This window comes from Psychrobacter sp. T6-5 (assembly GCF_052258485.2).
Lineage (GTDB): Bacteria > Pseudomonadota > Gammaproteobacteria > Pseudomonadales > Moraxellaceae > Psychrobacter.
The window spans coordinates 3,101,792-3,121,726 of sequence record NZ_JBQQEY020000001.1; the positions used below are offsets into that span (position 1 = coordinate 3,101,792).

General features: G+C 46.1%; 15 protein-coding genes. 1 reads left to right on the forward strand and 14 read right to left on the reverse strand.

What is annotated here, in order from left to right; translation table 11 throughout:
• Nucleotides 1-10: 10 nt before the first annotated feature.
• The 9 genes from ACTXGK_RS28000 to ACTXGK_RS28040 form a co-directional block, all read right to left on the reverse strand.
• Nucleotides 11-2,131 (reverse strand): acetyl/propionyl/methylcrotonyl-CoA carboxylase subunit alpha, encoded by a 2,121-nt coding sequence (locus tag ACTXGK_RS28000; RefSeq protein WP_443514532.1) that lies wholly within the window; start codon nt 2,129-2,131, stop codon nt 11-13.
• Nucleotides 2,132-2,208: 77 nt separating this feature from the next.
• A complete protein-coding gene (locus ACTXGK_RS28005; protein WP_443514533.1) occupies nt 2,209-3,027 on the reverse strand; it encodes an enoyl-CoA hydratase/isomerase family protein in 819 nt (272 codons plus the stop codon).
• A 174-nt stretch (nt 3,028-3,201) separates the two neighbouring features.
• Nucleotides 3,202-4,812, reverse strand: a complete 1,611-nt coding sequence (locus ACTXGK_RS28010; protein ID WP_443514534.1) for a carboxyl transferase domain-containing protein — start codon at nt 4,810-4,812, stop codon at nt 3,202-3,204.
• 127 nt (nt 4,813-4,939) lie between these two features.
• Complete coding sequence (locus ACTXGK_RS28015) at nt 4,940-6,718, reverse strand: AMP-binding protein (protein ID WP_443514535.1); 1,779 nt, start codon at nt 6,716-6,718, stop codon at nt 4,940-4,942.
• 313 nt (nt 6,719-7,031) lie between these two features.
• On the reverse strand, nt 7,032-8,279 hold the full coding sequence (locus ACTXGK_RS28020) for an FAD-dependent oxidoreductase (RefSeq protein ID WP_443514536.1): 1,248 nt from the start codon (nt 8,277-8,279) through the stop codon (nt 7,032-7,034).
• A gap of 225 nt (nt 8,280-8,504) precedes the next feature.
• The gene (locus tag ACTXGK_RS28025) at nt 8,505-9,236 is read right to left on the reverse strand and encodes an amino acid ABC transporter ATP-binding protein (protein WP_443514862.1); all 732 of its coding nucleotides are present in this window, start codon (nt 9,234-9,236) and stop codon (nt 8,505-8,507) included.
• Between the two features lie 174 nt (nt 9,237-9,410).
• A complete protein-coding gene (locus ACTXGK_RS28030) occupies nt 9,411-10,079 on the reverse strand; it encodes an ABC transporter permease subunit (protein WP_201598870.1) in 669 nt (222 codons plus the stop codon).
• Nucleotides 10,076-10,822 (reverse strand): amino acid ABC transporter permease, encoded by a 747-nt coding sequence (locus tag ACTXGK_RS28035; protein ID WP_201598872.1) that lies wholly within the window; start codon nt 10,820-10,822, stop codon nt 10,076-10,078. The genes ACTXGK_RS28030 and ACTXGK_RS28035 overlap by 4 nt, the downstream gene beginning before the upstream one ends.
• An 89-nt stretch (nt 10,823-10,911) precedes the next feature.
• A complete protein-coding gene (locus ACTXGK_RS28040; protein WP_443514537.1) occupies nt 10,912-11,895 on the reverse strand; it encodes a glutamate/aspartate ABC transporter substrate-binding protein in 984 nt (327 codons plus the stop codon).
• A 407-nt stretch (nt 11,896-12,302) separates the two neighbouring features.
• Between ACTXGK_RS28040 and hslO the strand changes: the two genes are divergently transcribed.
• A complete protein-coding gene (gene hslO / locus ACTXGK_RS28045; protein WP_443514538.1) occupies nt 12,303-13,283 on the forward strand; it encodes an Hsp33 family molecular chaperone HslO in 981 nt (326 codons plus the stop codon).
• A 108-nt stretch (nt 13,284-13,391) separates the two neighbouring features.
• Here hslO and ACTXGK_RS28050 read toward each other — a convergent pair whose 3' ends face one another.
• The 5 genes from ACTXGK_RS28050 to ACTXGK_RS28070 all read right to left on the reverse strand — a co-directional run bounded on the left by ACTXGK_RS28050 (nt 13,392) and on the right by ACTXGK_RS28070 (nt 19,929).
• Nucleotides 13,392-14,054, reverse strand: a complete 663-nt coding sequence (locus ACTXGK_RS28050; protein WP_443514539.1) for a hypothetical protein — start codon at nt 14,052-14,054, stop codon at nt 13,392-13,394.
• A 48-nt stretch (nt 14,055-14,102) separates the two neighbouring features.
• Nucleotides 14,103-15,596 (reverse strand): alpha/beta fold hydrolase, encoded by a 1,494-nt coding sequence (locus tag ACTXGK_RS28055; protein ID WP_443514540.1) that lies wholly within the window; start codon nt 15,594-15,596, stop codon nt 14,103-14,105.
• A gap of 258 nt (nt 15,597-15,854) precedes the next feature.
• Complete coding sequence (locus tag ACTXGK_RS28060; protein WP_443514541.1) at nt 15,855-18,080, reverse strand: PhoX family protein; 2,226 nt, start codon at nt 18,078-18,080, stop codon at nt 15,855-15,857.
• Nucleotides 18,081-18,362: 282 nt separating this feature from the next.
• A complete protein-coding gene (locus tag ACTXGK_RS28065; RefSeq protein WP_443514542.1) occupies nt 18,363-19,079 on the reverse strand; it encodes a fumarylacetoacetate hydrolase family protein in 717 nt (238 codons plus the stop codon).
• Nucleotides 19,080-19,203: 124 nt separating this feature from the next.
• Nucleotides 19,204-19,929, reverse strand: coding sequence for an ABC transporter permease (locus tag ACTXGK_RS28070; protein ID WP_371531502.1), 726 nt, complete (start codon nt 19,927-19,929; stop codon nt 19,204-19,206).
• Between the last annotated feature and the right edge of the window lie 6 nt (nt 19,930-19,935).

Sequence of the window (19,935 nt, forward strand, 5' to 3'; positions counted from 1 at the left end):
ATAATCCTTTTTACTGACCGCCTTCACTATCGATACGCAGTAGCTCATCACCATCAGCGACCAAGTCACCTGCTGCAAATAATAGCTCTGCTACCACACCATCTGTCGGTGCGGTAATCGTATGTTCGATTTTCATGGCTTCGATAACTGCAAGTGGTTCGCCTTTTTTCACAGTATCACCAACAGCTACTTTGAATGCAACCACTTGTCCTGGCATTGGTGATTTCAAACTGCCAACCGCTGCGGTGTCTTCACCCACATGTGCCATTACGTCGACAAGCCTAATTTCATCACGTCCGCTATCTGTGAACACATAAACGGTCTCGTTATTTACCCAGCTTTGGGCACTGATACGTGCACCCTCTAACCATAAGGTATGATTGTGCGCGTCACTGCTATCATAGCTGACTTGCCCTTCATAAACCGTTTCGGTCTGAGCAGCGACATTAATATTGCGATCATCCTGCGTATTCGCGATTTCTTGACCAATGACGAGCGTAAAACTACTGAGATTATCGCCGCCTTTTTTGCCATCAGCACAACTCGCATTGTGCCAATTGCTGATACGAGCAATATATGACTGCTCATTATAAATGAGGCTAAATGAGCGGGTATAGTCGCTATAAGCACGGAACCCTGTCGGCTTATTAAAAGGGTCGTTGTCTGTCTTTTGTGATACGGCTTCGCTCGCTAGCTGCTGCGCGATAGCCGTCACTACAAGCGTTGATAATCCAAGCGGATGCTGATCAAAAAGCTTGTCCTGCTCGCGCTCTATCAATGCCGTATCAAGATTGGCGTTGCTAAATGAGTCGGTATTTAAGATATAACGCAAAAATGCCACGTTATTTGGTAGACCCACAATACGCGTCTGCGCCAATGCACGATCTAGTCTCGCCAACGCTTGCTCGCGCGTGGGCGCATGCACGATAAGCTTAGCAATCATGGAGTCGTAGAAAGGACTGATGACATCTTCCTCTCGTACGCCATCATCGATACGCACATCAGCGCCATTTTTATCAATGACAAAGGTGCTATGCTCAGGCTTTTGATAAGTAAACAACGTCCCTGTCGCTGGCAAGAAATTATTGTCAGGGTTTTCAGCACAGATACGTGCTTCGATCGCATGACCGTTAATAGCCAGATCGCCTTGCGATTTTGGTAATGGCTGACCTGCAGCGACCAACAGCTGCCACTCAACCAAATCCACACCAGTAATAGCTTCACTGACCGGATGTTCAACTTGCAAGCGCGTGTTCATCTCCATGAAATAAAAATTCATAGAGTCTTCGCGCTGCTCAACGATGAATTCAACCGTACCTGCACCAACGTAATCAACGGCACGTGCTGCTTCGATTGCCGCCGTACCCATCGCTTGACGCATGGCATTATCGACACCCGGTGCCGGCGCTTCTTCTAATACTTTTTGATGGCGACGCTGCACAGAGCAATCACGCTCAAACAGATGCACATAATTGCCATGCATATCACCAAATACTTGGATTTCGATATGACGTGGTTTTAGCGCATATTTTTCGATCAACACCTGATCATTGCCAAAACTGGTAATGGCTTCTCGGCGACACGAGTCTAATAGATCGACAAAATCGCTGCTTTGCTCAACGATACGCATGCCTTTACCGCCGCCGCCTGCACTCGCTTTGATCAATACTGGATAACCAATAGCATCTGCTTGCTGCTGCAAAAACTGTGCATCTTGATTATCACCGTGATAGCCCGGTATCAGCGGCACACCAGCGGCCTCCATCAAGCGCTTAGACTCAGACTTGCCGCCCATAGCACGGATAGCATCAGCCGATGGACCGATAAACACCAAGCCAGCATCTTGGCAAGACTGTGCAAAATCTGCGTTTTCACTTAAGAATCCATATCCCGGATGGATAGCCTCAGCGCCCGTTTGCTTAGCAATGGCAATAATAGCATCGCCTTTGAGATAGCTATCTTTTGGCGCTGAACCACCCAAATAGATCGCTTCATCACAGACAGCCACGTGCTTGGCCTCGCGGTCAGCATCAGAATAAACAGCGACGGTACTGACGCCAAGACGCTTAGCGGTCGCCGCCACTCGGCACGCAATTTCACCACGGTTGGCAATTAGAATTTTAGAAAACATAACTATCCCTGTGTCTTGTCGTTGTTATTTGACGTCTTGTCTATTTTTTCATTTATCTATCATTATTCTGCTGCTAGTTAGTCTGCTGTCAACCAATCCGGCTTACGCTTTTGCAAAAATGCTTGCACACCCTCGCGGCCTTGCTTTGATGAGCGGATATCAGCGATACCTTTGACCGTATCAGCAATCAGCTCATCTGTAATAGGCGCACCAGCGACATCGTGTAATAGCTGCTTGCAGGTCTTGACCGCATCGGGACTGTTTTTAACCATTTTGGTGCATAGCGTTGCGACCTCATCATCCAGCCACTCTTCGCTCACGCGCTCATGAATAAAGCCAAGCTGACGTGCTTTTTTGGCATCAAACACCTCTGCACTTAAGAAATAACGCTGCGCAGCTCTAGCGCCCATCGCTCGGATGACATAAGGACTGATGGTCGCAGGCGCCAATCCCAAACGCACTTCGCTGAGGCAAAAGTTGGCAATCTTCACGGCGATGGCCACATCACAAACGGCAACTAGACCCATGCCACCAGCATAGACATCGCCTTGTATTGCTGCAATGGTGGGCTTGGGGCATTCATAAATCGTCTTGAGCATTTGCGCCAATTTATCCGCGTCTGCTAGATTCTCTTCATAGCTATAGTCCGCCATGGCGCGCATCCAATTGAGATCAGCGCCCGCACAAAATGCCTTACCAGCAGCGGCTAATACAATGACACGTACGTCATCGTCAGCACCAAGCACAGTAAAAACCTCTGTCAGCTCGGCAATCATTTCATCATTAAAGGCATTACGTATCTCTGGACGATTTAACGTCACCGTCGCCACGTGCTGCTCAACGCTGACCAGCAGGCTTTTATAATTATCAGCATTTTTTAATTTCGCTTCTTTCATAACTTTTTCTATGTTCCTATTTATATATGCGTATGTAAATATTTAGCCCAATGTTTGGGTCATCCATCATAATGCTCATATAAGAAAGTAAGATGTCAAAACCCGATGTCACGGTAGAATCGTATTCAAAAAATTGTCGCACCACTCTCTTATTACGAGCGGACCTTAGAACGCTTACATTCTAAAGACACCAAACGTCGTCTCTTCAATCGGAGCGTTATAGGCAGCGCTCAGCCCCAATGCCAATACATGACGGGTATCAGCAGGGTCAATTACGCCGTCATCCCACATGCGCGCAGTGGCATAATACGGGTGGCCTTGCTCTTCGTACATCTCGCGGATTGGCGCTTTAAAGGCCGCTTCGTCTTCCTCACTCCACGCCTCACCCTTACGATCAAAGTTATCACGCTTGACCGTTGCCAATACTGAGGCTGCTTGCTCGCCGCCCATGACAGAGATGCGGGCATTTGGCCACATCCATAAGAAACGCGGACTATAAGCGCGGCCACACATGCCGTAGTTACCAGCACCAAAAGAGCCACCGACGATGACCGTGAATTTTGGTACTTTTGCATTGGCCACTGCCATCACCATCTTGGCACCATGGCGGGCGATGCCTTCATTTTCGTATTTACGGCCAACCATAAAGCCTGTGATATTCTGCAAAAACACCAATGGAATTTTGCGCTTACAGCATAGCTCAATGAAGTGCGTGCCTTTTTGCGCTGACTCACTAAACAGAATGCCGTTATTAGCAATGATACCCACAGGTATCCCTTCGATATGGGCAAACCCACAAACCAATGTCGTGCCAAAACGTGCTTTGAACTCATCAAAGGCACTGTCATCAACGATACGGGCGATGATTTCTTTGATATCAAATGGCTTACGCTTGTCCGTTGGAATCACGCCGTATAGTTCTTTGGCGTCATAACGTGGCGGTCGCGGTGTGATTTGATTGGGAATGTGTTTGGTAGGACGATTGAGATGACTGACGATATTACGGGCGATTGATAACGCATGGGTATCGTTTTGCGCTAAATGATCGACCACGCCTGACAGTCGTGTATGCACATCGCCGCCTCCCAAATCCTCTGCGGTCACCTCTTCACCCGTTGCTGCTTTTACCAGTGGCGGACCACCTAAAAATATCGTGCCTTGCTCTTTAACAATGATAGACTCATCGCTCATGGCAGGCACATAAGCACCGCCAGCCGTACAGCTGCCCATCACGACAGCAATTTGTGGTATACCTGCTGCACTGAGGTTGGCTTGGTTAAAAAAGATACGGCCAAAATGCTCTTTATCAGGGAACACATCATCTTGGTTCGGTAAGTTAGCGCCACCGGAATCGACCAGATACACGCACGGTAGATGATTTTCTTGCGCAATTTCTTGGGCGCGCAAATGCTTTTTGACCGTCATTGGGTAGTACGTGCCGCCTTTTACCGTGGCATCATTACAGACAATCATACATTCAATACCATTGATACGACCGATACCAGCAATCACGCCAGCCGCTGGAATCTCTTCGCCATACATATCATGCGCTGCCATTGGCGCCACTTCCAAAAACGGCGTACCCACATCAAGCAAACGCTCGACCCGCTCGCGTGGTAGCAACTTACCGCGTGCTAGATGCTTGGCACGGGCACGCTCTGAGCCGCCTTGGGCGACTTTGCGCAGGTGCACATACAGGTCATCGACGATCTCTTGCATCGCCGCACTGTTTTGCTGAAAGTCGCTTGAGTTTGGACTCAGTTTACTGGTTATGATAGCGCTCATGATATCCCTTTTCTTTAATACATAGATACGTAAATGCGAGTAGCTTTTATATGAATGATGCCAACTGCTATTTTTTAAGTATGACTCACATAATTCATCTTTAGTGTTTTAGAGCTGATAAGTCAGCTTACGATAAACCCAACTCTTCTTTCATTTGCTCAATGATTTTATACTTTTGAATCTTGCCCGTGATGGTCATTGGATACTCAGTGACAAAGCGATAGTAAGCTGGCACTTTATAATGAGCGATATGCTCGCTGCAGAACTCGCGTACTTCTTCTTCGGTCAAGCAGCCAGGCTCTTTTGGAATAATCCACGCCGCCAGCACTTCGCCATAACGCTCGTCGGGTATCCCAACAATTTGTACATCGCGAATTTCTGGATGACGATAAAGATAGTTTTCGATCTCAACCGGATAGATATTTTCGCCACCGCGAATCACCATGTCTTTACTACGACCAACGATTTTCACATAACCATCTTCATCCATCGTTGCCAGATCGCCCGTATGCATCCAACCATCTTGAATGGCTTCTCGCGTTTTAAAACGGCTACCCCAATAGCCTTTCATCACTGAATAACCACGCGTGAGTAGCTCGCCAGTCTCCCCGATAGGCACAATCTCGCCCGTCTCGGTGTCGATCACTTTTACCTCAAGCGCTGGTTGCACCAATCCCACAGTAGAGACTTGCTTATCAAGTGGCGTATGCTCATTGGTCTGGCAAGAGACTGGACTGGTCTCGGTCATGCCGTAAGCGATAGTGACTTCACTCATGTGCATCTTGTCGATAACACGGCGCATGACCTCAATCGGACAGCTAGAGCCTGCCATGATGCCCGTACGCAAGGTAGATAAATCAAAGTTTTCAAATTCAGGATGATCAAGCTCGGCGATAAACATCGTTGGCACGCCATGCAGACCTGTACACTTTTCTTCTTCAACGGCTTGTAATACCGTCAACGGCTCAAAACCATCATTTGGATACACGATACAGCCGCCGTGCGTCAGAATTGCGAGATTACCAAGTACCATACCAAAGCAATGATACAACGGCACTGGAATACACAATCTGTCAGCTTCTGTGAGATTCATGGCCTCACCGATGAAATAACCGTTATTGAGAATATTGCGATGGCTTAAGGTTGCGCCTTTTGGTGTGCCTGTCGTGCCACTAGTAAACTGCACGTTGATGGCATCAGTGTTTTTGAGTTGAGCTTGACGCTCGGCAACACGTGGATCGTTGGCGTCGCCTTCCGCCATCCACGCAGAGAATTTTTGCATGAAACCAAAGGTCTCGTCCGACTCTGGCTCATCAATCCAAATGATACGCTCGATCGTTGGAATCTCAACCAAATCAAGCTGGGTGTAATCTTTATGATAAATCTCAGGACAGAGCTCACGAATCAGGCTGGCATAGTCACTGGTTTTAAAATGACGCATAAGCACCAGTGCTGAGCAGCCGAGTTTATTTAAGGCATATTGCAGCTCAAAGGTACGGTAGGCAGGATTGATATTGACAAGGATAACGCCGACTTTTGCGGTGGCTAATTGCATCAGTAGCCATTCAGCATTGTTATGTGACCAGATGCCGATGCGATCGCCAATCTCAAGCCCCATCTCAATCATACTACTGGCTAGCTGGTTGACCTGCTGCTGTAGCTGTTGATATGTCCAGCGGATGTTTTGATGACAGACGACCAGCGCTTCACGCTCGGGATATTTGGACACAATAGCATCAAAAAAGTCGCCGATTGTCGCTTCAATCAGCGGCACATCAGGACCTTTATCATAGCTTTGGGTGAGCGGCGCATTTGCTGAACGTGCACCCATATTGATACTAGGGATATTATCTAAAATAGCATCGAAATCAACGTGAGTCGCATCGAAATTAGAATTTTGAATCATAACGAGTCCTTTCGTTTTACTTTTTATAGTATTTATAGATAGTGCTGATTAATCGCTGGCCAGCAAACCTTCTTCCTTGATTCGGTCTGATATAGCAATAGCATTCAGCTACTATAACGCTATAAATGAAAGCATGTCAACAATATCAATACGGTATGTATCATTTAATTGGATACTCGATATTCATGCTTAGTAAAAGGTAACATAAAATCATGGCAAATATTTGACACAAAAAAGCCAGCCACATCATAAATAAGGGCTGGCTCAATCATTAGCGCTGTCTTTTACGCTTACTTTTTAGCAGAGTCTATCGTTATGCTTTAGGAGTGGCAGGCGCTTTGATCGTCACGGTTGCACTCACTGCGTCATTATCATCTAGCAAATCCATGATGAGTTCATCATCGCTTTCCGTCTTCACTTGCCAATTACCAGCCGCGTTTGGCACACCCGTTACCATCACCGAAATGGCTTTGTTCTTTAGGCGAATCATTGGTGGCTTATGATCATAACCGCTGTGCTCGTGCCCTAAGATATCATCAGCGATGGTCGCAGCCTGTGCGCGTAATGGCGCAACATAACGACAGGCAACCCCATTGATCGACATACAATCACCAATGGCATAGATGTGTGCGGTGTCGGTACGCAATGTCGATTCATCAACCACGATACCCGTACGACGGTCAAACGTAACGCCCGCTGCCGCTGGTAATTGCCCATCGACGGTCAGACCTGTGCTGGCAATCACATGGTCTACGATCAATGGCTCAGGTTGCTCTGCATCGGTACTGCTTTCGGCTGAGGCGAGCGGTGCATAGTCTACTTTTAGCTTTTCGCTATCGCTGCTGTCATTAATACGAGTGACAGCAGATACTTGATAGCCACCCAAGAATTGAATGCCTTGTGACTCAATCGCTTTGGCAATACGTGCCGTCGCTTTGGCTGGTAGCATTTGTGACAGTGGAGCATCATTCAAATCAATCAAGGTCACTTGATGACCTGCTTTTAGCAAGTCTTCCGCGATTTCTGTCCCGACCATACCAGCGCCAACGATGGCGACGTGCTGACTACCGGTTGCCAGCTTTTCTTGTAGCTGACCGAATTGCTCGATGTGATTGACATGCCAGACCAAATCTTCTGGTAAGCTTTTGGGGAAAATAGGATGCGCACCCATTGCTAGCACCAACTTACCATAGTTGATCGTCGCATAATCCGTGTGGGCTGGATCTGGTCTATTAGCAGAGATAAGCTGTAACTGCTGGGTAGCCGTATCAATGTCTGTAACCTGTGTGTCGGCAAGCAGCGTCACGCCTGCGGTTTTTGCCGCATCGCTACCAGATGCCCGTACCAAGTCTGATGCGCGTTTGTTTTGGCTGATCGCCATGGTCAGCATCGGCTTGTGGTAACGATCGCCACTATCGGAGGTGATCAAGGTAATCGGAATTTCTGCATCTTTTGCACGAATGGCATCAATCACATGCCAGCCTGCCAAGCCTGCACCAATGATGACGACGCTATTTTTTGATGAGGTTACCGATGCTACAGATAGATTGTCTACGCTCATAAAAACTCCAATATGGTTTGTGAATTATTTTAATTATCAACAAGGATGGCAGCCATTGTATCAGTAAACAGACATGCACTCACCTATCTAACCGTATAACCAATCACATACTCATCTGAACCAAATTTTTAAATTAACTCTCATAAAAAAGCGCCTATTAATAGACGCTCTTTATTGATGATTTCATTTGTGTTTCAAGCACTAGTGCAAATACAACCAAAGTGATTAATGATTCAAAATTTTCGATAAGAACATCTGCGCACGATCACTTTTTGCGCCTTCAAAGAACTCATCTTTGCTACAGTTCTCGACGATATGCCCTTCATCCATAAAAATAATGCGGTTGGCGACCTGACTGGCAAAGCCCATTTCATGGGTCACACACATCATGGTCATGCCATCACGAGTCAACTCGACCATCACATCGAGCACCTCTTGAATCATCTCAGGATCGAGTGCAGAGGTTGGCTCATCAAACAGCATTGCTACAGGATCCATTGCAAGCGCTCGTGCAATCGCGACGCGCTGCTGCTGACCGCCCGATAGCTCCGCTGGATATTTCGCCGCTTGTACCGTCAGACCGACGCGGTCTAGATACACCATCGCTTTTTGCTTGGCTTCACTCTCTTTGCGCCCCAATACTTTGATCTGTGCCACTGTCAAATTATCGATAATGGTCAAATGCGGAAATAATTCAAAATGCTGAAACACCATGCCAACACGGCTACGTAGCTTAGGCAGATTTGTTTTTGAATCACCGACAGAGATGCCATTGACCATGATCTCACCTTTTTGAAAAGGCTCAAGTCCATTGACTGTCTTAATCAACGTCGATTTACCACTACCTGAAGGGCCACAAACAACGACCACATCGCCCTTATGCACGTGCGCAGTACAGTCAGTTAGTACCTGAAAGTCTCCATACCACTTGCTGACATTTGACATTTGAATGACCATCTCATCAGTCGCATGGCCATTGTTAGTAACCAGTCCACCAAAGGAATTTATGTATGTATCAGCATTGCTCATCACTGGCTCCTAACCACATTATTATCGATAACCGTCGTTTAAAAATTAAATCAAAATACCAAACCACAATCTTAACGCTCAAAGTCCCAAGCGAGATATCTATTAAAACCGTAAACGCTTTTGTAGTTGTTGCACACCAATCGACGCACTCAAACTAATCACAAAGTAGACAGCGCCAGCACCTAGGATATAAGGTGTGAGTAATCCCATCAGCTCTCCGCGAACGTAGGCGGCGCGAAAAAAGTCGGTCAAACCAATAGCGAATACCAATGTCGTGTCTTGGAACAAGATAATACACTGCTGCAAAATCAGTGGTAGCATTTTGCGAAAGGCTTGCGGCAAGATAACCAGACGCATGGTCTGTCCATAAGTCATGCCCAGTGCTTTGGCAGCATTGACCTGTCCGCTACCAATCGATTGAATACCCGCACGCACCACTTCTGAGAAGTAGGCAGCCTCAAACATCATGAATGCGACCACACAAGACGCAAAAGCGGCATTGATCTGAAGATACTTACCTGCGACCCAAAAATAAATCATCGGTACGGCAAAATAAAACCACAGTAGTACCAATAGCAGCGGTACTGAGCGGAAATAATTGACGTATAACTTCGAAGGTACTTCAAGCGCCTTGATACCAGATAAGCGCATCAATGCTAATATCGTGCCTAAGCTGATACCACCAATAATTGCCAAAAACAGCACTTTTAAGGTGGTTATCATCCCGCCCATCAAACCAGGATAGGCTGTTGCCAATTCGGTCATATTCATTTCTGACCTCCCGCAATAAGCCCAGGTACACGCAATTTACGTTCAATGAGTCCCATAATAGCGATCAAAGATAAATTGAAAACCAAATAGACAATCGTCGCATAGGTATAAATCTCAATACTATTCTGCGTATATTCACTGATGGTTTTTGTTTGACTAATCAGCTCCATTACCCCGACGAGCGAGGCGACAGAGGCGTTTTTGAAACAGTTGGTCAGCTCCGAGCTGAGCGGCGGCAAGATAATACGAAAGGCTTGCGGTAGCAGCACTTCTTTGTAGACTTGCGGAATGCTAAAACCCAATGCATATGCGGCATTGGTCTGCCCATCAGGTAGCGACTCAATACCCGTCCGTACTTGCTCAACAATACGAGCAGCGGTAAATAAGCCAAGACCGATACTTGCTGACAGCATGGCTGAGGTATTCGGAGACAAGTCCTTATACCACCATTCTTGTATCGTGGGCGTCAGCCAGCCGGGTGCGATGTAAAACCAAAAGAACAATTGTACTAGCAGTGGAATATTGCGAAAGAATGTCACATAAGCCGTACCAATCGTACGAGCAGTCTTATTGGGCAGGGTGCGCATGATACCAAAGATGGTACCGACGACCATGGCGATGGCCCATGCGATACTGCCGATTAATAGCAGCCAGCCAAGACCTGTAATCATCCAATGGATATAAAGCTCGTTACCGATACCAGTTTGCTCAAAGAGCACACCCCAGTTCCAGCTATAATTCATGGTTGTCTCTCCGAGCAGCGATTCATAAGCCTATAGGTCAGACACATAATATCTGACCTATAGGCAAGCCATATTGAGGGACAAAGAACTTATTGAGCGGTCGCCGTTTTTGGCTGAGCACCGTCATGCGGATTGGCAATCAACGCTTTTAAGTTGTCAGACATCTCAAAGTTTAGATTGACGTTTTTCGGTGGGACTGGGTTCAAGAACCATTTGTCATAAATACTATTGATCTCGCCTGAGCTAAAGACATTATTTAATGCTTCATTGACGACGGCTTTGAATTCAGGATCGTCTTTACGCATCATACAGCCATAAATCTCAAACGATTGTGGCTCACCAACGATAACCCATTCATCAGGATTTTTTGCTTTGGCTTTTTCGCCCGCGAGCAACACATCATCCATCATAAAGGCATCAGCACGACCATTTTCTAACATCAAGAAGGCTTCGCCATGATCTTTTGCTGAGATGATGTTCATATCCATTTTGTTGTCATCATTGTACTGACGGATATAACGTTCTGAGGTCGTACCTGCCGTGGTGACAAGGGTTTTACCTTTTAGGTCTTCAAAATTCTGAATACCGGAGTCTTTTTTGGTTAACAGGCGCGTACCAATCTCAAAGAAACCATTAGAGAAGGCGACCTGTTTTTGACGCTCTTCGTTGTTGGTGGTTGAGCCACACTCAAAATCTACCGTACCGTTTTGTACCAATGGGATACGCGTTTGTGATGTAATCAAGTTATAACGGACGTTGAGGTCTGGCATGTTTAGCTTTTGCTTCACTGCTTCGACGACTTTCATTTCTAAATCGTGTGCATAGCCGATAGGCTGATTAGGATCATCAGCAATATAAGAAAATGGAATAGAGGAGTCACGGTGACCGACGACGATGGTGCCTGAGTCTTTGATTTTTTGTAGCGTGCCGTTCATGTTGGCAGCCGCTTCGGTTGGCTCTGCACCATCTGCAGCTGGCGCTTCGGCTGTGGTCTGGCTACTGTTGTTACAGCCAGCTAAGCCCAATGCCATAAAGGCCGCCAAAGTCAACGGTTTAGAAAATAAGTGGGTCATGGAATACATCCTTTTATCACAAGCTTTTATCACAAGATTGAATGAGTGCTTTGAAGACACGAGTCTGATTGACCGACCTCATTGCCCCGCATCCGTACGGTTGTTGCTGTTGTTTGTCACAATGCAACTCAATGTTACTGTACAACAAATTTGTGTTAGATGGTAAGTTTTTTTTAAAGGAAATGATATTTTGGAATATATTTATTTTTTACCTAAAAACCGCTGTTTCCCAATTACTACATCACTATAGCAATAGACAGCTAACTGACTCATTCACACCTATATCTGTCCTTCATTGATACATATAATCAAGAAAACATTGTGATCATAATATTGTGGTTGCTATGATTGATAAATCGGCCATAGTCCCCATAAAGCTAACAACTTCTTAATACTACAAATGACTTATGACACAAGATACTCAAGTCCCGAATACGGACAGCCACACTGCTGGCACTCATAGCGACAACGACATACGCCAACGTTTTTTTATTGAAGACTCGCCCGTGCGCGGTGATGTGGTACGCCTATCACGCAGCTATGCCAGCACAATTGCCCAAAAGCCCTACCCTGAAGCCATCAAACGCTTATTAGGTGAGATGCTGACAGCAGCAAGTTTGCTTATCAGTACCGTCAAAATTAACGGTCGCCTATCTATCCAGTTGCAATCATCAGACAGCGACAGCTTGCTGAATTGGGCGATGGCAGAATGTGACCAAGACGGTATCATCCGTGCGCTTGCCAGCTGGAAAGGTGAGACGGATGAGCAAATACACGCGTGGGACAATATGATTCATGCCAAAGAAGCATTTGCTGAGCTGGGTGCGATGGGACAAGGCGTATTGTTTATCAATATTCAGCCTGATGGCGGTGAGCCATACCAAGGTATTGTTGAGCGTAGCCATGACAATTTGGCAGACTGCTTAGCACATTATCAAAAGCAATCGGCGCAGATTCCGACGCTCATTAACTTGGCATCTGATGGCCTGCAAGCGGGTGGCATCTTGGTACAAATGCTACCGCGTACTGCTGAAGAAACGTCTGAAGTTGAGCAAAACCAAGATGCGGGTATTGACGATGATCTATGGACACGTCTAAGCGTGTTGACGCGTACGGTTAAGGCAGAAGAGCTGACGACGCTAGATGCTAACGAGATTCTGTATCGCTTGTATCATGAAGAAAACATCGTCGCCCCTGAGCCTGCGCCTCTAGCCTTTGGTTGCACCTGCTCACGCGAGAAGTGTGAGATGGCAATTGAGCAAATCGGCGAAGCAGAAGCGTTAGACATTGTTGAAGAGCAAGGCGGTACGTTTGAGATGGACTGCGGGTTCTGCGGTGAAGTCTATAAATTCAACAAAGATGATGTAGCAGCGGTATTTGCTGATTAGTTTTTTATCACTAAGCATCAGCCCTCATAAAAAAACCCTCAAGTGTCATACTTGAGGGTTTTTTTGAAATTTTAAAAAGTATATGACTGCTTTTATGTTGATCTACCTTTAGTCTTGATGCCATTTTTTCATATAATCAATCGCCATTGTGTTGATTGCCTGCCAGTCAGCTAAATGATTTTTTGAAAACTGAAGTCTTACATAATTATTGTATTCAGGATACATGTATTCCATTTGGCACATTCTATCTTGGTCTTCATCAATTGTAGGCATACAGCGAATCGTAATCGGCGCGTCTGTATAAGTATTTCCTATATAGTAGATGGCATAAAGATTGCCTGACCCGATATATGCCTCTAGTTCATAAGCATCTTTATCAAAATCTCTATTCTCTTCCTGCTTGATACTATCTATTCTAGTCGGTATATCAGCACCTTCAATTTTTGAGTTTTTAGCTGCCCAGTAAAACTCTATAATATTATTGTCATAATCAAAGACATTTGGGTCTTTATCATTATTATTGAGGCCTCGACCACTTGGCCAAAAGAAATAACCATGACCCATATCCGTCTCAAAACTGGCATAACTACCCGTATCTGGTCTGACAATATGGTTTAAGGGAATAACGTATTTGTCACCCTCTACATCTACTTTAATTTGAGCATTAGGGTCGTGTACATTTGGCTTGGCACAGCTAGTAACTATGAGTGCGCTGCCTAATAGCAAAGACAAATTTCTCAGTAGCACTTTCTGAAATGATAAAAACGTCATTGCGCAGTACACATAACGCAGATAACTCGAAATGATACCCACTGCTCTCTACACCGCCACAGCCAAACTTCTAGGATAAGAATGTATGCGCGGACGTCCAGCATAGTCGCTTAGACCATTATCGAGCAGCCATTCAACGACTTGCTCACGCACTCGCCTGCTATGGATTAAGTTAAGATGATTGACGCCATAAAACACCGCTTTATGACCATCTGGCACAAACAATGCATGCTCAGCATCATCTTCACCTAACGCTGATGCGACCGATACCAAACTGTCCCCTAGCAAATCCGTCATCTTAGATTCGTAATGCGTCTCGAGCAAAGCACTGGCGACAAAGTAAGTTTTGATACCACTGGGCAAGCGCGCAGGATGACGGAAGTCTTGTGGTAATACGCTGCGTCCTTCTAAGGCTTTCCAATCAGCATCACGAATACTGCCGTGACGCAGATCAATAATACCCGCACTACGCATATCACCGAGCTTGGCAAGCGAGCCCGCAAATGGTAACTTGGCGATGATGTCTTGTACATAATTACCGATACGCTCAAGCACTGCGCCATGATGCGGTGAACCTAGGGTGATGAGATTGCCCACGCGCTTTATCCAATCTAAGCGCTCTTGCTCACCATAAAACAGCGCACTACGTGCGACCAAGCCGCCCATACTATGACCAACCAAATCTATCTGAGTAATATTTGGGTTATTATCGACCAAGTCCTGTAGCAGTTGCGAGAATTTACGACCGCTGCGGGAGATACGTCGACCTGTATTATAATCTAAGTATAGAACGGTGGTGTCAGGCTGGCTGATATGAATCGCCTCGCCCAGATCATTGCCTTCTTGTGACTGCCAGCTTAAGTGGCTCATACACAGACCATGGCACAAAATAGCAATCCGCCCTGATAGCCGCTCACTTTGGGGCTTACCATCTTTGGTGTATAACATCATCGGAATCGCGAGCGCATTTTGATTGTTGACCAGATGATCGCCCATGACACCATTGATGACATTGACCAGCTTTTTTAGTGAGTCAGGTAGTGGCTGAGCTGTTTTTTGCACGATGAAGTTTTTGTATATTCGTAGTACAGAGGCCAGATTGTTACCAACCATCAGCATGATATGACGTATCGTGCCATAGATGCGCCCAGTGAAACCGCGCTGCCATTTATTGAGATGCTTATCATTGAACCGACCTAAGGGACGCAAGATGACTTCACGGTGGATGGACTCCACAATCTCAGTCACCTCAACCACACCCATGGTCGCAAGCTGCGCCAACCCTTCAAAAAAATCTGCCAAAGAGACAGGGGTTTTTATCGTTTCCTCACTGTCTTCTGTATCTGCCAATAACTTGACCAGCTCATCCATATCGATAGCTTCGAGTTGATCTATCTGCTCGTACAAATCACCATGCCGTGGCACACTATCAGCTGAGACAAAATGCGCATCAAGCTCATGGCGATTACGCGTATAACTGCTATCATTCTGAGCGCTACTGTCACTAACACGGTTGTTATAAAACAAATTTTGACTGCTCATAGTATTGGCACGTTTAGCGAAAAGGGGGTTTTTCTATACTATCCTTTAACAGTCGCAAATAGAAGCGAATGATTTAGTTTTAGCATTCGTTTGTGACCAAAAGAGACGTATGGGTGATGAACGGTGTCTCTATTACTGTTAAATCATTATCTAATATATGTACCAAAAGAAAAAATCCCAAGCCGAAACTTGGGATTAGTAAATATGTCTTTCTACTATTTTTACTTTCTACTGATTCGTCATCTAGCGCTTACCGAGCTATGCCGGGCTGGCAGCCGACTCAAATGACTCTGCCAATATGACATCGCCGTCTTCTTTGGTAATCATGACCGTTGCTGAGCGCGGAGTACTACCGCCAGCGACCGCACCCCATGTATTACCTGGATGCTGAATATTGATAAACAGTGTTTTGAAATCTGGTGCCATGGTAATACCGGTGACTTCGCAGCCTTCAGGACCGACAAAGAAGCGTTTGATGTTGTCGTTACTAGCCGGCATACCAATGCGCGTTTGCTGTCCTGCTGACGTCGTGATGGTCGTACCATCGCTGACTCTGCCCGGTAATGCCGCAAGCAGCATACAGCTGGTAGTGTCGGTATACGCACCATCATCCGTTTGAATCCATAATACACCACGTGGATCAAAATACAAACCATCAGGAGAAGACAAATCATTGCTAGCACTTAACTGCGATAAATTCTCTGCGGACAAGTTACTTGGTGCACCAAACAGATAGATATCCCACTCAAAACTGGTTGCGGCATGATCGCCGCCCGTCTCTGCCCAGCGAATGATATGACCGTTGTCATTGCCGCTTTCTTTGCCATTGACATCGTAGCTGCGTGGGTTAGCAGCTGATAAAGGTTGGTCATCACGTACACCGCGATATTTATTGTTGGTCAATGTCACATAGACCTCACCCGTGATCGGACTGACCGATACCCATTCTGGTCGATCCATCTTAGTGGCGCCAGCGGCATCGCCAGCAGCGCGAGCATAGACCAACACTTCATCTTGGCTATTAAATGGTAACGCACTATTGAACGCGTCTAGTCCATTTTGACCTTGAACAAGTGCTTTCCACTCACCGCTGCCATCTTCATTAAATATGGCAACATATAGCGTGCCGTCATTCAGGTATTTGTCACCAGCTTTTAGACCGCCACCGATATCCGAGTTCGACCACATTGCTTTGGAGACAAACTTATAAATATACTCGCCTCGGGCATCGTCACCCATATAAAATACCACAGGTTTGCCTTGCTTAACGGGTGCATAGGCACAGTTTTCATGGGCAAATCGACCCATAGCGGTACGTTTTTGCGGCGCAGAGTTTTGGTCAAACGGGTCAATCTCAGTGATATAGCCAAAAGTATTGAAGCCATTACGATAATCATCAGCAGCACTAGCACCAACAGCGGTCATATCCCAACGTGAAAACTCGTCTGTGATGATGGCATCTTTGGCATCAGGCGTGTGCCATAGATATCTAGAGCCTGGAGAGTTCTCTGGTGCGCCGTAACGCTCGCGACCATAGTTATCACTGGCGCTTAACTGACTGGCGTCTTGTCCGCGCGCAAATACACCCAAGAAGTTCTCTTCTGTGGTCAAATACGTGCCCCAAGGTGACAAGCCTGCACCGCAGTTATTATTAATGCCGCGCGTCTGAAAACCCGTCGGATCAAACTTGGTTTTGACCAAATCAGAACCTGCCACAGGGCCTGCCAACTGTGCGGTCGTACTACTAGTGATACGTCGATTGTATTTGGAGTTTGGCACCATCTCATAGCCCATGCCATTTGCGCGGCGCTTCATCTCAACCACTGCCACGCCATGGCAGTTGACTTCACGGCGTATATCGCTGGCAAGGCGGCGGCGTTGAAATAAAGGCGCAGCATCTTTATCTTCGATGACATAATAGCCAAACGGGCTTAGCTCTTCACTATTCACGTATTCGTGATTCATAACCAGTAAGCCATTCTCTGAGGCTTTGGCATCGTATGCATTGCCTTTTTTGCCAAAGAACCACATGCCATCGTGGTTATCGCCCATGCGCCATTCAAATGATTCTGCCGATTGCTCACGATTGTCTTTCCAATCTGCAAGGCCAGGCATCAGCGGTGTACCAAGTGGCAATATCATCTCTGCCTTGTAACCTTCTGCCACCGTCATCGTCTCAGCAGTTGAGTGCGCTACAGCCTTAAACTTCAAGGTTTCAGGACGCTTCAAATCACCCTGAGCCGGGATAGCAGCATCATTGCCATCTTCGACGATAGGACTGCTGATATTGTCATCGTCATCACTACAACCAACCAAAGGTAGCGCGCCAAAAAACGCTGCTGCCGTCAACCCTGTACCCCCTTTTAGAATACTACGGCGATTCAGACGGCGATTAATAACTGTCTGAAAATCAGTATTATTAGTAGGATTTGAATCTTCAACGATTTCGTGAGCGAGCTCTAGTTCTTTATTCAATAATGTCATTATCAGTCACCTTGCTATTGGGCTAGATTGGCGGAGAGTGGGTCGCGACGTCACATTACAACCACAAAAATACGAATTCCGCTTAAGTCTACTGACTCTTTATGACAGCACGCTGAACGATAGATGACAAACTCATGACAAATAACTGTACAAACAATTATTGAGAGATATAAGTATTAAAAAATTTTGAAAAAATATATAAAGTCTAAAAATAAAAGCCCCAAGCAACGGCTCAGAGCTTTTTGATATTTATGACGACTAGTACTGGTTCATTTCGCAAGCTTACTGCACTTGTGTTACCCATTCATGAGCACCCAATGTTAGTTTGAGCTTATCACCTGCTTGTAGTACACCCACACCGCTTGGTGTGCCAGTCATGATCACATCACCTGCCTGTAAGCTAAAAGCATGGCTGATGTTGACCAGCAGCTCATAGACGGGGAACAACATCAAAGCACTATCGCCATCTTGCGCCAGCTTATCATTGATGGTGAGCTGGTAATGTACGTTCTGAAGATTGCCAAACGCTTGCGGGTCGATCCAATCAGCAAGTACGCATGCACCATCAAAACACTTAGCACGCTCCCATGGATGACCTTTTTCTTTAAGGGTGCTCTGCAAATCACGCAAGGTCAAATCCAGCCCCAACGTCACCCCGCCAATCGCCTGCTGTGCCTCTTCAATCGTTGCCATCGACAGGTCAGTTGATAGCTGAATACATAGCTCAGCCTCGTAATGCGTCTCGCCAAGCACCTCTGGATTGGGGCGCACCACATCACTACGAATAGAGACCACTGAAGACGCTGGCTTCATAAACAGTATGGGCGATGACGGCACTTCATTACCGAGCTCTTCAGCATGCGCCACATAGTTACGACCCACACAGACGATTTTACCAATAGAAGCACGTAAGCGCTCATTGTGATTATCAATGCTCTGCTCTTCATTGACGCCAGCAGCAATGGCATTTGCTAATGACACATGTGGCGATTGGCTCATACTAGACTCTCCCTATAAATGATAAATATTTTTCAGCAATCCTTACTATATTGTCTACTGTCACCTTTATTGTCTACTGTCACCTTTATTGTCATTTTGGCGACCATTCATGGCTAGCAACTCACTATGGAATTGTATTGGTCACCACATCTGGTGGCACATAGCTGGCGTGTCGGTTCATGCGTCTTTCAAACATTCTAAAGCTAAATAAGATAACCCATGACAATAATAGATAAACGATACCGGCAGCAAAGAACAGCTCCATCAAGGTATAGGTACGCGCACTAATCGTACGAGCAACACCAGTGATATCCATCAATGCAATGGTCGAAGCGAGCGCACTGCCCTTTAGCATAAAGATAACTTCGTTGCTGTAGGCGGGTATTACGATACCAAACGCACGCGGCAAGGTCACGCGTGTCAACTTCTGCCATTTTGACATTCCGAGCGCATCAGCAGCCTCAAGCTCACCAACTGGGATGTTTTGAATCGCACCACGTATAATCTCTGCCAAATATGCACTGGTATTAAGCGTAAAGGCGATAATGGCGCACCAGTATGCTTGACTGAGCACAGGCTCCCATAAGAACGAATCACGTACCGCTTCAAACTGACCCAAACCGTAATAAATCAGGAATATCTGCACCAGCAGCGGCGTACCGCGAAAAAAGAAGATATAGAGAAATGGGAGTATCTGTACCAACCAATTCTTAGACAGCCGTAATAGCGCTAAGATCAAACCAAAAAACAACCCGATAACACATGAGATGACCACCAGCTGTACGGTCAATACCGCGCCGCCTAGTAAGTCAGGGATATGGTCAAAAATGACCTGCCAATTCCAATCCATAGTCTC